The sequence below is a fragment of the Kitasatospora sp. NPDC092948 genome (assembly GCF_044754805.1).
GTDB lineage: Bacteria > Actinomycetota > Actinomycetes > Streptomycetales > Streptomycetaceae > Kitasatospora.
In genome coordinates, this window is sequence record NZ_JBIVPU010000002.1 from 76,720 (window position 1) to 90,664 (window position 13,945).

Here is a 13,945-nt window from a genome sequence, read left to right on the forward strand (position 1 = left end):
ACGCCCTTCCGAGCGTGGGCCGGTGGGCTCTCAGTCGTGGGCGAGGATGCTCCCCCGGCGCGACAGCACGAAGTCCCGGAAGGCCGCCGCCGGCGGGGCGAGGGGGCGGGTCGCGTGCCAGGCGAGGCCGATGGCCCGGCGGGTGCGGGGGGCGGTGACTTCGAGCTCGACGACGCCCGGGCGGGGCACCAGGGCGGGCGGGAGGAGGGCGACACCGAGGCCGGCGGCGACCAGGCCGCGGAGGGTCTCGACCTCCTCGCCCTCGAACGCGATCCGCGGGGTGAAGCCGGCCTCCGCGCAGAAGCCCTCCATGATGTGGCGCAGGCCGTAGCCCTCCTCGACCGTCACCCAGGACTCGTCGGCGACCTCGGCGAGGCGGATCCGGCGGCGGGCGGCGAGCCGGTGGTCCGCCGGGACGGTCAGGTAGAGGCGCTGCTCGTCGAGCGGACGGGCCGTCAGGTCGGGCGCGTCGGGGAGCGGGGAGACCAGGCAGAGGTCCAACTCCCCGGCGCGCAGGCGTTCCAGCATCGCGGCGACGTAGTCCTGCACCAGCTGGAAGCGGACCTGCGGGTGCCCGGCCCGGAACCCCCGCAGCAGGGCGGGCACCGCGTCCGTCCCCATGGTGTGCAGGAAGCCGAACGCGACCCGCCCGGCCGCCGGGTCGGCCTCCGCCCGGGCGGCCTCCGCGCCGCGTTCGACCTCGGCGAGCGCCCGCTCGACGGCGTCCAGCAGCAGTCGTCCGGCCCGGGTGAGGCGGACGGTGCGGCCCTGCCGGGCCAGCAGGTCGACGCCGAGCTGCGCCTCCAGCCGGGCGACCGCGCGGGACAGGGTGGGCTGCGGCATGCCGAGCAGCTGCGCGGCCCGGGTGACGTGCTCCAGCCGGGCGACCGCCGCGAACTCCGCCAACTGCGGTGCGAGGCGCGTCACATCGGTGTCCGGGCCGAGTTCGGCGAGGCGGGTCGGCGCGGAGCTGCTCTCATGCGTCACAGCATGGATCTTCCCCCATTCATGCATTGGACGCATCAGGCCGCGCCGTCCTAACGTCATTGCCATGCAGCCTGCCAGTACCGAGGCGTTCGCGCCCGCCCCCGAATCCACCACCGATCTGCGCCTGCGCCCCGGCGACCGGGACTTCCGCCGCGCCAACCTCGCCCTGTTCGCCGCGGGTGTCGCCACCTTCGTGCTGCTGTACTCCACCCAGGGCCTGCTGCCGATCCTCTCCGCCGACCTCGACCTGACGCCCGGTCAGGCCAGCTGGACGGCCTCCGCGTCCACCCTCGGCCTCGCGCTCGCCCTGCTGCCCGCCAGCGCCCTGTCCGACCGGTACGGGCGCACCGCCGTGATGACGGCCTCCACCCTCGCCGCCGCCCTGCTCGCCCTCGCCCTGCCGTTCGCGCCGGACCTCACCACGCTGGTGGTCCTGCGGGCCGTCCAGGGCGCGGCGCTGGCCGGGCTCCCGGCCACCGCGATGGCCTACCTCGCCGAAGAGGTACACCCGTCGGCGCTGGCCTCCGCGATGGGCCTGTACGTGGCCGGCAACTCGATCGGCGGGATGGGCGGGCGCCTGGTCTCCGGCTGGGCCGCCGCCGCCTGGGGCTGGCGCGCGGGGCTGGCGGTCTCGGCCGTCCTCGCACTGCTCGCGGTGCTCGCGTTCCGCCTGCTGATCCCCCGGGCCCGGCACTTCCGGCGGACGCCGGTGGACGCCCGCGCGCTCGCCACCGCCGTCGCCGGGCACCTGCGCAACCCGCTGCTGCTGCGGCTGTACGCACTCGGCATGCTCTTCATGGCGGTCTTCGGCGCGGTCTACAACACCGTCGGGTACCGGCTCACCTCCGCGCCGTTCCACCTGCCCGAGTCGATCGCCGCGTCGATCTTCGTGGTGTACCTGGTCGGCACGGCGTCCTCCGCCTCGGCCGGCCGCCTCACTTCCCGGTGGGGCCGCCGCGGCACCCTCTACCTGGCCATCTCCACCACCACGGCAGGCTTGCTGCTCTCCCTGGCGGGCAACCTGTTCTGCGCGATCCTCGGCCTGGTCCTGATCACCGCCGGCTTCTTCGCCGGCCACGCCACCGCGTCGTCCTCCGTCGGCCGCACCGCCACCACCGGCCGCGCCCAGGCCTCCGCGCTCTACCTGATCGCCTACTACCTCGGCAACAGCCTCGGCGGCACGATCGGCGCCGACGCCTACCACTCCACCGGCTGGTCCGGCACGGCCGCCGTCGCCCTCACCGCCATGGCCTGCGCGGCCGGTGTGACGCTGTACGCCACCCACCGCGCGACCGCCTCCCGGAGGGCGGAAGCCGCTACCGTCCGGGCATGACCGACGGATACGCCGCACGGCGGGCGGTGCTCGATCTGCGGCCCGCAGTGCCGAGCTGCCCGGGCCGGCTACGCCGCCGGAGCCTCGAACCGGACGACGGCGGCCGGCCCGGGGGCCACGTGGATGTCGAGCTCGGACTCCAGTGCGGCGGCCGGCCGGTGCAGCAGCGGCAGGGTGGCACGGTGTCCCCACCCTCGACCGTCTCGACCTGGGCCTCCGTCAGCCCGGCCCGCCGGGCCGGTTCGGCCAGCGACAGCCCGAGCGCGGCCCGGCGGTCGTACACCTCATGCCCGAGGGCCGTCGCGCAGCGGATCGGCTTCTGCGGTCTCACGCGCCGCCGGGCCGGCAACGCAGCGAGCCGGTCACGGGTCTCCGGCTCGATCTCGACGAGGTGGCGCACTCCGTCCGCGCGGCGCAGCGTGGCGTGACCGCGCCGCGTGGGTGGGGGTGTGCCGGTCAGGCGATGCGGTCGAGGATGATCGGCGCCGGGGTGAAGGGGGTGCCGGTGGGGGCGACGGTGATGGCGTCGGTGAGGGCTTCCAGGGCGTAGGGGAAGCGCTCGGGGGTGTCGGTGTGGAGGGTGAGGAGGGGCTGGCCGGCGGTGACGGTGTCGCCGGGCTTGGCGTGGAGTTCGACGCCGGCGCCGGCCTGGACGGGGTCCTCCTTGCGGGCGCGGCCGGCGCCGAGGCGCCAGGCGGCGACGCCGACGGCGTAGGCGTCGAGGGTGGTGAGGACGCCGGTCGCGGGGGCGGGGAGGACGTGGGTCTCGCGGGCGACGGGCAGGGGGGCGTCGACGTCGCCGCCCTGGGCGGCGATCATGCGGCGCCAGTGGTCCATCGCGGAGCCGTCGCGGAGGGCGTCGGCCGGGTCCTTGCCGTGGACGCCGGCGGCGGCGAGCATCTCGCGGGCGAGTGCGAGGGTGAGTTCGACGACGTCGGCGGGGCCGCCGCCGGCGAGGACCTCCAGCGACTCGCGGACTTCGAGCGCGTTGCCGGCGGTCAGGCCGAGCGGGGTGGACATGTCGGTGAGCAGGGCGACCGTGGCGACGCCAGCGGAGCGGCCCAACCCGACCATGGTGCGGGCGAGTTCGCGGGCGTCGTCGAGGTTCTTCATGAACGCGCCGGAGCCGACCTTGACGTCCAGGACGAGTGCGCCGGTGCCCTCGGCGATCTTCTTGGACATGATCGAGGAGGCGATCAGCGGGATCGCCTCGACGGTGCCGGTGACGTCGCGCAGGGCGTAGAGCTTCTTGTCGGCGGGGGCCAGGCCGTCGCCGGCGGCGCAGATCACCGAGCCGCAGTCGCGCAGCACGGCGAGCATCTCCTCGTTGGAGAGCAGGGCGCGCCAGCCGGGGATGGATTCGAGCTTGTCGAGGGTGCCGCCGGTGTGGCCGAGGCCGCGGCCGGAGAGCTGCGGGACGGCGGCGCCGCAGGCGGCGACCAGCGGGGCGAGCGGGAGGGTGATCTTGTCGCCGACGCCGCCGGTGGAGTGCTTGTCGGCGGTGGGGACGGCCAGCGAGGAGAAGTCCATCCGCTCGCCGGAGCGGATCATGGCGTCGGTCCAGCGGCTGATCTCACGGGCCGTCATGCCGTTGAGCAGGATCGCCATGGCGAGGGCGGACATCTGCTCGTCGGCGACCTCGCCTCGGGTGTAGGCGTCGATCACCCAGTCGATCTGGGGGTCGGTCAGTTCGCCCCGGTCGCGCTTGGCCCGGATGACGGAGATGGCGTCCATGCAGGTGCTCCAGAGAGGTGTGAAATGCGAAGAGTGCCGCGGGATGTCCTCCCGCGACACTCTACGCGCGTAACAATTCGATCGGCCAGCAGTGGCTACAGCTTGTCCGGCCCGAACGCGTCCGGCAGGACCTCGCTCATCGGCCGCACCCCGGAGGGGAGTTCGACCAGCAGGTCGGGGCCGCCGTGCTCGAACAGCAGCTGGCGGCAGCGCCCGCACGGCATCAGCAGCTCGCCGGCCCCGTCCACGCAGGTGAACGCGACCAGCCGGCCGCCGCCGGTGGCGTGCAGCGCGGAGACCAGGCCGCACTCGGCGCACAGGCCGAGGCCGTAGGAGGCGTTCTCCACGTTGCAGCCAGTCACCGTGCGGCCGTCGTCGACCAGCGCGGCCGCGCCGACCGGGTACTTGCTGTAGGGGGCGTACGCGTGGCGCATCGCCTCGCGGGCCGCGGTGCGCAGCGCCTCCCAGTCCACCGTCGTCGTCACTTGGCCTGCCCCTTGCGGTAGATCTGGCCGTCGGCCTTGGGCATCCGCAGCCGCTGGGACGCCAGCGCGAGCACCACCAGGGTGATCACGTACGGGGTGGCGACGATCAGCGGGCGCTGGACGGCGTCGGTGGTGGCGTACCAGGCGGCGACGCCGCCGGCCACCACGATGCTGATCGCGCCGGCCGTGAACTTGCGGCGGTAGAGCTGCCACAGCCCGAGCAGGGTCATCGCGATGGCGACCACCAGCAGCAGCACGTGCACCGAGTCGGCGTCGCGCAGCTGGAGGCTGTCGGTGAAGCCGAACAGGCCCGCACCGGCGGCCAGGCCGCCCGGCATCCAGTTGCCGAAGATCATCGCGGCCAGGCCGATGAAGCCGCGGCCCTGGGTCTGGCCGTCCCGGTAGAAGTGCGCGGCGACCAGCGAGAGGTACGCGCCGCCGAGGCCCGCGAAGGCGCCGGAGGCGATCACCGCGAGGTACTTGTACTTGTAGACGTTGACGCCCAGCGACTCGGCGGCGGTCGGGTTCTCCCCGCAGGAGCGCAGCCGCAGGCCGAACACGGTGCGCCAGAGCACGAAGTAGCTGGCGACCAGGAACGCGCCGGCGATCAGGGTGACCACGGACAGGTCGGTGGTCAGGCCGCGGACGATGCCGGCCACGTCGGAGACCAGGAACCAGTGGTGCTGCTCGATGCCGTCCAGCCAGTTCGACAGGCCGGGGACGGTGAGGGTGGGCAGCGAGTCGGCGGGCGGCGACTGGTTCGCGCCGGCGCCGTCGACCACGTAGTCCTTGTAGTAGATCCGGTTCATGTACGCGCAGATGCCGGGGACCAGCAGGTTGATGCCGACGCCGGAGACGATGTGGTCGACGCCGAAGGTGACGGTGATCAGCGCGTGCAGCAGACCGCCGAGCGCGCCGCCCGCCATGCCGGCCAGCAGGCCGACCCACGGGTTGACCAGGAAGCCGCCCCAGGCACCGCAGAAGGTGCCGGCCACCATCATGCCTTCGAGGCCGATGTTGACCACGCCCGCGCGCTCGGACCACAGGCCGCCGAGACCGGCCATCGCGATCGGCACGGCGGAGGACAGCGCGGCGCCGATCTGGCCCGAGGAGGTCAGCCCGTGGTTGCCGGTGATCGCGCCGACGGCCGCGAACAGCACCAGGGCGAACGCGATCAGCAGCAGCACCACCGGCCAGGTGAGCTTGGACTTCTTCTTGGCCGACAGCGCGGCCGGCTTCGGCTTGGCGACAGCGGTGGTCATGCCGCCACCTCCTTCTGGTCCTTCTGGGCGGCGGCGGCCGCGACAGCCTGCGCGGCGAGTTCGGCGCCGACCTTCTGCTGCTGGCGCTTGAGGCCGAAGCGGCGCACCAGTTCGTAGGCCACGACGACGCAGATGACGATGGTGCCCTGGATCACCGGGATGATCTCGGACGGGTAGTCGCCCCGGGTGGGCAGCTGGGCGCCGGAGGCGTCCAGGAAGGCGAACAGCAGCGCGGAGAACGCGATGCCGATCGGGGTGTTGCGGCCGAGCAGCGCCACCGAGATGCCGATGAAGCCGAGGCCGGTCTGCACGTTCTGCCCGAAGTACGGGGTGTTCTGCATCAGCTCGGGCAGGCCGACCAGGCCGGCCAGCGCGCCGGAGACCACGATCGAGGTGATCACCATGCGCTTGACGTTGACGCCGGACGCCTTGGCGGCGCTCTCCGAGCGGCCGGTGGCGCGCAGGTCGAAGCCGAACCGGGTGCGGTTCAGGGTGAAGTGGAAGACCACGCCGACCAGCGCCGCGATCACGATGAAGCCCCACAGGGTGCCGCCCTGGGTCTCGATCGCGAAGAAGTGGCTGGACTCGGAGATCTTCGCGGTCTGGATCGAGTTGGTGGTGCCGCCGGTCTTCGGCGCCAGGATGCCCGGCACCAGCAGCACGCCGATCACGGCGGTGGCGATGGCGTTCAGCATGATGGTCGAGATGACCTCGCTGACGCCCCGGTAGACCTTCAGCACACCGGCGATCGACGCCCACAGGCCGCCGACGAACATCGCGACGATCAGCAGCAACGGGATCTGCAGGAAGGCCGGCAGGTCGATCTGGGTGCCGACGAACGCGGCCATCATCATGGCCAGCTTGTACTGGCCCTCGATGCCGATGTTGAACAGGTTCATCCGGAACCCGAACGCGGCGGCGGCCGCGGCCAGGTAGTACACGGTCGCCTTGTTCAGGACGGCGACCTGGCCGTCCGAGGCGGTGCCGTAGTCCCACATGATCTTGAAGGCGCTGAACGGGTCACGGCCGGAGACCGCCAGCAGCGTGCCGGCGATGATCACCGACAGCAGCACGGCCAGCACGGGGGCGGCCAGGCCGAGCCCGATCCGCTCCAGGTCGAACCGCTGCGAACGCGGCCGGGCGGCCGCTTCCGCAGCCGGGGGGTTGGGACTGGTCATGTGGCTACTCCCCCGCCTGCACGGTGTCGGCGGTGTCGGTGGGCAGGACCCGGTCGGAGCCGGCGGTACCGGTGTCGGAGACGATGTGGCCGGTGGCGGCACCGGTCATCGCGGTGCCCAGATCCTCGGCGGTGACGGTGGCCGGGTCGGCGTCGGCGACCAGCGCGCCGCGGTAGATCACCCGGATGGTGTCGGACAGGCCGATCAGCTCGTCCAGGTCGGCGGAGATCAGCAGCACCGCCAGGCCTTCGCGCTGCGCGGAGCGGATCTGCTCCCAGATCTGCGCCTGTGCGCCGACGTCCACGCCGCGGGTCGGGTGGGCGGCGATCAGCAGCTTCGGGTCGTGGCTCATCTCGCGGCCGATGATCAGCTTCTGCTGGTTGCCGCCGGACAGCGACGCCGCGGTGACCTCGATGCCCGGGGTGCGGACGTCGTACTGCTCGACGATCCGCTGGGTGTCGGCCCGGGCGCCGGCCGGGTCGAGCAGCGCGCCCTTGGAATTGGGCCGCTCGGTGACGTGGCCGAGGATCCGGTTCTCCCAGAGCGGGGCCTCCAGCAGCAGGCCGTGCCGGTGCCGGTCCTCCGGGATGTAGCCGATGCCGGCCTCCCGGCGGGCCCGGGTGCGGGTGCCGCTCAGGTCGGCGCCGTCCAGCGTGACGGTGCCGCCGTCCAGCGGCAGCATGCCCATGATCGCCTCGACCAGTTCGGCCTGGCCGTTGCCCTCGACACCGGCGATGCCGAGGATCTCGCCCTTGTGGATGCGCAGCGAGATGTCGTCCAGCACCACGCGCTCGACGCCCTCGGCGTCCGGCTTGGCGATCCGCAGGCCCTCGACCCGGAGCATCTCCACGTCGGTGACGGTGGACTCGCGGCTGTGCGGCGAGGGCAGTTCGGCGCCCACCATCAGCTCGGCGAGCTGGGGGGCGGTGACGGTCTTCGGGTCGGCGTCACCGACCGTGGTGCCGCGGCGGATCACGCTGATCGCGTCGGCGACCGACAGCACCTCGTGCAGCTTGTGCGAGATGAAGATGACGGTGACGCCCTCGGCCTTGAGGTCGCGCAGGTTGTCGAACAGCGCGTCGACCTCCTGCGGGACGAGCACCGCGGTCGGCTCGTCCAGGATCAGGATCCGGGCGCCGCGGTACAGCACCTTGAGGATCTCCACGCGCTGGCGGTCGGCCACGCCGAGGTCCTCGACCAGCTCGTCCGGCTTCACGCCGAGGCCGTACTGGTCGGAGATCTCGCGGATCTTCGCCTTCGCCTTCGCGCCGATGCCGTACAGCTTCTCGCTGCCCAGGACGATGTTCTCCCAGACGGTGAGGTTGTCGGCGAGCATGAAGTGCTGGTGCACCATGCCGATGCCGCGGGCGATCGCGTCGCCGGGGGTGGCGAAGGACACCTGCTCGCCGTTGATGGCGATGGTGCCCTCGTCCGGCTTCTGCATCCCGTAGAGGATCTTCATCAGGGTGGACTTGCCGGCGCCGTTCTCGCCCATCAGGGCGTGCACGGTGCCGCGCTGCACGGTGATGTCGATGTCGTGGTTGGCCACCACGCCGGGGAAGCGCTTGGTGATGCCGCGCAGTTCGACGGCCGGTGTCGCCGTCCCCGCGCTGGGGGTGCCGCCGGTCGGGGCGGAGTCGGAGGGGGTGATGGCGATCTCCTGCTGGTCGTCGGGCGCGTCGTTGCGCTGGAGGCTCAGGGGCCGACTGGAGGTTCAGCGGCCTGGAGTGGGGCAGCCACCGGACGGACACCGGGGTGCGGCATGGGCAGGGGCCCGGGGGATGCGCAGCGCGCAGCCCGTCCGAGCCCCTTCCGTGAGATGTGTCAGACGACTGCGCCGCCCGGCGGGCGGGCGGCGCATCGGCAGGATCAGCCCTGCGGGGCGGTCGGGACCTTGGTCGCGCCGCTGGTGATCTGCTGGGTGGCGGCGTCGATCTTGGCCTTGATGTCGTCGATGTAGCCACCGGTGGTGGCCAGCGACACGCCGCCGTCCTTCAGGTCGAAGTTCTTCACGCCGCCCTGGACGTTGCCGTCCTTGGCCGACTTGATGAAGGAGAACACCGCGGTGTTCACGTTCTTCACCATCGAGGTGAGGATGTGGTCCTTGTACTTCGCCAGGGCCGGCTGGGTGGCCTGGTCGGAGTCGACGCCGATCGCCCACTTGCTGCCGGTGGCGGTGGCGACGGCCTCGATGGCGCCGGAGCCGGAGGAGCCGGCGGCGGAGTAGATGACGTCCGCGCCCTTGTCGAGCTGGCCCTGCGCGGCCTGCTTGCCCTTGCCCGGGTCGGCGAAGCCGGTGTTGTCCGGCGGGGTCGACAGGTAGGTGACCTCGACCTGGATGTCCGGGGTGACGGACTTGGCGCCCGCGACGTAGCCGGCCTCGAACTTCTTGATCAGCTCGGACTGGACGCCGCCGATGAAGCCGACGTGCTTGGTCTTCGACTTGTTGGCCGCGGCCACGCCCGCCAGGAAGGAGCCCTGCTCCTCGGAGAAGGTCAGCGAGGTCACGTTCGACGGCTGGTCCGGCGAGGACGAGTCGATGATCGCGAACTTGACGTTCGGGTTGTCCTTGGCGACCTTGTTGACCGCGTCCTGGTAGATGAAGCCGACCGCGATGACCGGGTTGAAGCCACCGGTGACCAGCGACTTCAGGCGCTGCTCCTTGTCGGCCTCCGACTCACCGGACTTGGCCTCGGCCTCGTTGATGGTGGCGCCCAGCTCGGACTTGGCCTGGTCCAGACCACGCGCGGCGGAGTCGTTGAAGGACTGGTCACCGCGGCCGCCGATGTCGTAGGCCATGCCGACCTTCAGACCGGAGCCGCCGCCGGCGCCGGCGGTGGTGTTGTCGGTGCTCTTTGCGCCGCAGGCGGCGAGCGAGGCGATGCCCAGGGAACCCGAGAGCACGGCCGCGGCGAGCTTGAGTGAACGGCGCAAGGGAGTTTCTCCTTCTCACACACCCGGTTGGCGTGGTCGAGCGCCACCGTAACGCGCGTAGAACACGGTTGTGTTACGGCCTGCACGGGCCTCCGGGTTGTTATCAAAATGTGGTCGTACGCCCGGGCAAATCCGGACATAGCCGCACACTTGTTCAACTCCCGTTCCGCTACTGGCTGGTAGCGCGCCACCACGGTACGCCTCCGCCTCCTACCCGAGAAGAGGCCGCGCCGCACCCGCCGACGCGGCCGTTTCGACCTCGGAACGGCCCTTCCCGGGAGGGGAGGACGCGGTGTCAGATCCGGGCGTGCTCCAGGGCCAGCGAGGCGAACAGTTCGACGCCGACGGCGATCGCCCGCTCGTCCGCGTCGAAGTCTCCCTGGTGGAGGTCGCGGACGCCCTTCTCGTCCGGTCCGCGCACCCCGAGGCGGGCCAGCGCGCCCGGCGCGTGCTCCAGGTACCAGGAGAAGTCCTCGCCGCCCAGGCTCTGCTCGGTCGGCTCCACCACCGGGCCGCGGCCCTCGGCGAACCGGTCGGTCATGGCGCGTTCCAACTGGTCGATCGAATCGGCCTCGTTGACCACCGGCGGGACGCCCCGGTGGTAGTTGAGCGTCCACTTGGCGCGGTACGTCTCGGCCAGGTGCGCGACCAGTTCCTCCAGCACCTCCGGGGCCTGTCGCCAGCCGTCCAGCTCCAGGCAGCGGACGGTGCCCTCCAGTTCGGCGTGCTGCGGGATCACGTTCGGCGCGGAGCCGGCCGCGATCCGTCCCCACACCAGTGAGACGCCCCAGCGCGGGTCCATCCGGCGGGCCAGCCCGGACGGCGCCTCGGCGGCCAGCTTGGCGACGGCGGTGACCAGGTCGGTGGTCAGGTGCGGGCGGGCGGTGTGGCCGCCCGCACCGTCCACGCTGATCATCACCTTGTCGCAGGCCGAGGTGATCGCCCCGACCTTCAGGGCGATCCGGCCGACCTGCACCTTGGGGTCGCAGTGCACCGCGAAGATCCGCCCGACCCCCTCCATCCCGCCGGCCGCGATCACGTCCAGCGCGCCGCCGGGCATCATCTCCTCCGCCGGCTGGAAGATCAGCCGGACCGGACGGGTCAGCTCCCCCGCGGCCATCGCCTCGGCGAGCACCAGCCCGGTGCCGAGCACCACCGCGGTGTGCACGTCGTGCCCGCAGGCGTGCGCCCGGCCGGCCACCGTGGAGCGGTACGGGACGTCCTTCTTGGCGTCGTCGATCGGCAGTGCGTCGATGTCGGCGCGGAACGCCAGCAGCGGGGTGCCGGGCTCGGTGCCCGGCGGGACGAGGTCGACCAGCAGGCCGGTGCCGCCCGGGAGCACCCGGGGCTCCAGGCCCGCGGCGACCAGCCGTTCGCGCAGCAGCCTGGTGGTGCGGAACTCCTGGCGGCCGAGCTCCGGGTGCCGGTGGAGGTCACGACGCAGGTCGATCAACTCGGCCTGGTGGGCCGCTACTCGGGCGCTGAGGGCGACGAGCGGGCGGACGGCGGTGACGGTGGCAGCGGCTGCGGGCTGAGGATCGTTCACCTTGACAAGACTAGGCCGGTGAGGGGCTTTTGGCCCCTCTTCCACCAAAGTTCTCACCGTTTGGATGCATACCGGGGTCCACGATGGGTATGACTCTTCGATTCGGCCCGCGCCTGTGTTCGACTCCCTTCGTATGCAACGACCTGCATCGGGGGTCGGACGCGGAGGCCGCCCCTTCCAGCCCCTCCCTCAACCTTTCCCCCCGATCGGGTCATGTCCGGGTAAAGCTTTCGGACGCACTCTTGAGCAGGGCACATCAGTCCGAATAGACAGCTGTCGCACAGTCAACTCCGGTGCCGCAGTGGGGTGGGACAGTCCGCCTGCGGCGCGCCTCGTCACGCCCTCACGAAGGGCAGCTGACGCTCCATCGAACCGAGAAGGGGGGACCGACGTGCCCATCGCGCGCAATCGGCTCGCCAAGAGCATCGCGCCGGCCACCGTCGCGGCCGCACTGATCATCACCACCCTCGGCGCGGCCGTTCCGGCCGTCGCCGCCACCCCCGCGGGCGACACCGCCCGCGCCCTGCCGGGCACCCACCCGGAGTGGGCCACCCCGCAGGCCGACGCGGGCGCGGCCGACGCCGCCGCCCCCGCGACCGCCCGGATCTACCTGGCCGGCCGCGACGCGAGCGGCCTCGCCGCCCTCGCCCAGGCCGTCTCGGACCCCAACTCGGCCGGCTACGGCCAGTACCTGACGTCCGCCCAGGCCCAGGCGAAGTTCGGCGCCACCCCGGAGCAGGTCAAGGCCGTCACCGCCTGGGTGGTCGGCGCGGGCCTCACCGTCTCCGGCAGCAACGCCCACTACGTCCAGGTCTCCGGCTCCACCGCCGCGATGTCCAAGGCGTTCGGCACCGGCTTCCACAACTACCGCACCGCGGACGGCACCCACCGGGCCCCGACCGCCGACGCCAAGGTGCCCGCGGCCGTCTCCGACGCCGTCCTCTCGGTCTCCGGCCTGGCCGACGCGATCCACAAGAACAGCTCCTCCGCCACCTCCGTCCGCGAGGCCGAGCAGCGCCTGGGCGCCAACGCCAAGCTGGCCGGCCCGGACAAGAAGGACCCGGCCGCCCTGCCGACCGTTCCGACCTGCTCCGAGGACGGCTACGGCTCGAAGACCGCCAAGGGCGCGCCCGAGGGCTACGAGAAGAACGAGCCGTTCGCCCCCTGCTCCTACGTCCCGTCGCAGCTCCGCAAGGCCTACGGCGTCACCGACGCCAAGGTCAGCGGCAAGGGCGCCCGCATCGCCATCATCGACGCGTACGGCCTGCCCACCATGGAGCAGGACGCCAACCACTTCTCCACCCTGCACGGCGACCAGCCGTTCAAGCCGGGCCAGTACACCGAGTACGTCACCCCGGACAAGTGGGTCCACGAGGACGAGTGCGGCGGCGCCTCCGGCTGGGCCGGCGAGGAGGCCCTCGACGTCGAGATGGCGCACGGCCTCGCGCCGGACGCCAACGTCGTCTACGTCGGCGGCAACTCCTGCTACGACGAGGACCTCTACGACGCCATGGCCAAGGTCGTGGACGAGCACCTCGCCGATGTCGTCTCCAACTCGTGGGGCGAGATCATGCACGGCAAGTCCGGCGACATCGACCCCGCCGTGGTCGCCGCCGACAACCAGATCTTCCAGCTGGGCGCCCTCACCGGCATCGGCTTCACCTTCTCCTCCGGCGACTGCGGCGACGACTCCCCGGGCGCCGCCGCCACCGGCGTCAACTGCGAGGCCGACACCAACCAGGCGCAGGCCCAGTGGCCGTCCTCCTCCCCGTGGGTCACCTCGGTCGGCGGCACCGCCCTCCAGCTGGCCGACAAGGAAGGCAAGTACGGCCACGAGGTCTCCATGGGCGACCTGCGCTCGGTGCTCTCCGCCGACCAGAAGTCCTGGAGCCCGATGCCGGGCACCTTCTACTTCGGCGGTGGCGGCGGCGTCTCCAAGGACTTCGCCCAGCCGTGGTACCAGAAGGGCGTCGTCCCGGACCGCATCAGCAAGACCGCGGCCGACGGCACCAAGTCCAAGACGCCGCTGCGCGCCACCCCGGACATCGCGATGAGCGGTGACCTGGTCGCCGCCACCCTGGTCGGCTACACCGACAACGGCGCCTACAGCGAGGGCGGCTTCGGCGGCACCTCGGTCTCCGCCCCGGAGACCGCGGCCATGTTCGCCAACGCCATCCAGGCCCGCGGCGGCCGCGCCCTCGGCTTCGCCAACCCGGCCCTGTACGACCGGGCCGACACCAAGGCGTTCCACGACGTGGACGACGACGCGGTCAACACCAAGCGCGGCAACGTCGTCGACCTGGGCGTCGTCAACGGCACCCTGAAGGTCCGCCTCTACAAGATCGGCGCCGACTTCGGCCTGAAGGCCACCGAGGGCTACGACACGGCCACCGGCCTGGGCTCCCCGGGCAAGGACTTCTTCAAGTCCTTCACCATCAAGAAGTAACCCGTAGAACGCGGTTGAGGGGTGCTGGGGATCTTCCCCG

At 72.0% G+C, this 13,945-nt stretch carries 10 protein-coding genes; 2 read left to right on the forward strand and 8 right to left on the reverse strand.

The window, feature by feature from the left end:
* Positions 1-30 precede the first annotated feature (30 nt).
* Positions 31-987, reverse strand: a complete 957-nt coding sequence (locus ACIQF6_RS04990; protein WP_400890270.1) for a LysR family transcriptional regulator — start codon at positions 985-987, stop codon at positions 31-33.
* Positions 988-1,051: 64 nt separating this feature from the next.
* Between ACIQF6_RS04990 and ACIQF6_RS04995 the strand changes: the two genes are divergently transcribed.
* On the forward strand, positions 1,052-2,320 hold the full coding sequence (locus tag ACIQF6_RS04995) for an MFS transporter (protein ID WP_400890272.1): 1,269 nt from the start codon (positions 1,052-1,054) through the stop codon (positions 2,318-2,320).
* A 456-nt stretch (positions 2,321-2,776) separates the two neighbouring features.
* Here the strand turns inward: ACIQF6_RS04995 and ACIQF6_RS05000 are convergent, their stop codons facing one another.
* From ACIQF6_RS05000 to ACIQF6_RS05030, 7 genes are all read right to left on the reverse strand, one after another.
* Positions 2,777-4,054, reverse strand: coding sequence for a thymidine phosphorylase (locus ACIQF6_RS05000; RefSeq protein ID WP_400890274.1), 1,278 nt, complete (start codon positions 4,052-4,054; stop codon positions 2,777-2,779).
* A gap of 95 nt (positions 4,055-4,149) precedes the next feature.
* A complete protein-coding gene (locus ACIQF6_RS05005; RefSeq protein WP_400890276.1) occupies positions 4,150-4,539 on the reverse strand; it encodes a cytidine deaminase in 390 nt (129 codons plus the stop codon).
* Positions 4,536-5,801 (reverse strand): ABC transporter permease, encoded by a 1,266-nt coding sequence (locus tag ACIQF6_RS05010; RefSeq protein WP_400890278.1) that lies wholly within the window; start codon positions 5,799-5,801, stop codon positions 4,536-4,538. Before ACIQF6_RS05010 ends, ACIQF6_RS05005 begins: the two co-directional genes overlap by 4 nt.
* Positions 5,798-6,979 (reverse strand): ABC transporter permease, encoded by a 1,182-nt coding sequence (locus ACIQF6_RS05015; protein ID WP_400890280.1) that lies wholly within the window; start codon positions 6,977-6,979, stop codon positions 5,798-5,800. The genes ACIQF6_RS05010 and ACIQF6_RS05015 overlap by 4 nt, the downstream gene beginning before the upstream one ends.
* A 4-nt stretch (positions 6,980-6,983) precedes the next feature.
* The gene (locus ACIQF6_RS05020; protein WP_400890282.1) at positions 6,984-8,531 is read right to left on the reverse strand and encodes an ABC transporter ATP-binding protein; all 1,548 of its coding nucleotides are present in this window, start codon (positions 8,529-8,531) and stop codon (positions 6,984-6,986) included.
* A 317-nt stretch (positions 8,532-8,848) separates the two neighbouring features.
* A complete protein-coding gene (locus ACIQF6_RS05025; protein ID WP_400890284.1) occupies positions 8,849-9,913 on the reverse strand; it encodes a BMP family protein in 1,065 nt (354 codons plus the stop codon).
* 295 nt (positions 9,914-10,208) lie between these two features.
* Positions 10,209-11,459 carry an amidohydrolase gene (locus ACIQF6_RS05030; RefSeq protein ID WP_400890286.1) on the reverse strand — a complete coding sequence of 417 codons (1,251 nt, stop codon included), beginning with the start codon at positions 11,457-11,459 and terminating at the stop codon, positions 10,209-10,211.
* A gap of 391 nt (positions 11,460-11,850) precedes the next feature.
* On the opposite strand from ACIQF6_RS05030, the gene ACIQF6_RS05035 reads away from it, so the two are divergent.
* Entirely contained in the window at positions 11,851-13,905 is a 2,055-nt protein-coding gene (locus ACIQF6_RS05035) for a protease pro-enzyme activation domain-containing protein (RefSeq protein ID WP_400890288.1), read from the forward strand.
* Positions 13,906-13,945: the final 40 nt, after the last annotated feature.

Coding starts and splice junctions, on each gene's coding strand:
- ACIQF6_RS04995 (WP_400890272.1), top strand. CDS start 1,052: ATGCAGCCTGCCAGTACCGAGGCGTTCGCGCCCGCCCCCGAATCCACC.
- ACIQF6_RS05000 (WP_400890274.1), bottom strand. CDS start 4,054: ATGGACGCCATCTCCGTCATCCGGGCCAAGCGCGACCGGGGCGAACTG.
- ACIQF6_RS05010 (WP_400890278.1), bottom strand. CDS start 5,801: ATGACCACCGCTGTCGCCAAGCCGAAGCCGGCCGCGCTGTCGGCCAAG.
- ACIQF6_RS05015 (WP_400890280.1), bottom strand. CDS start 6,979: ATGACCAGTCCCAACCCCCCGGCTGCGGAAGCGGCCGCCCGGCCGCGT.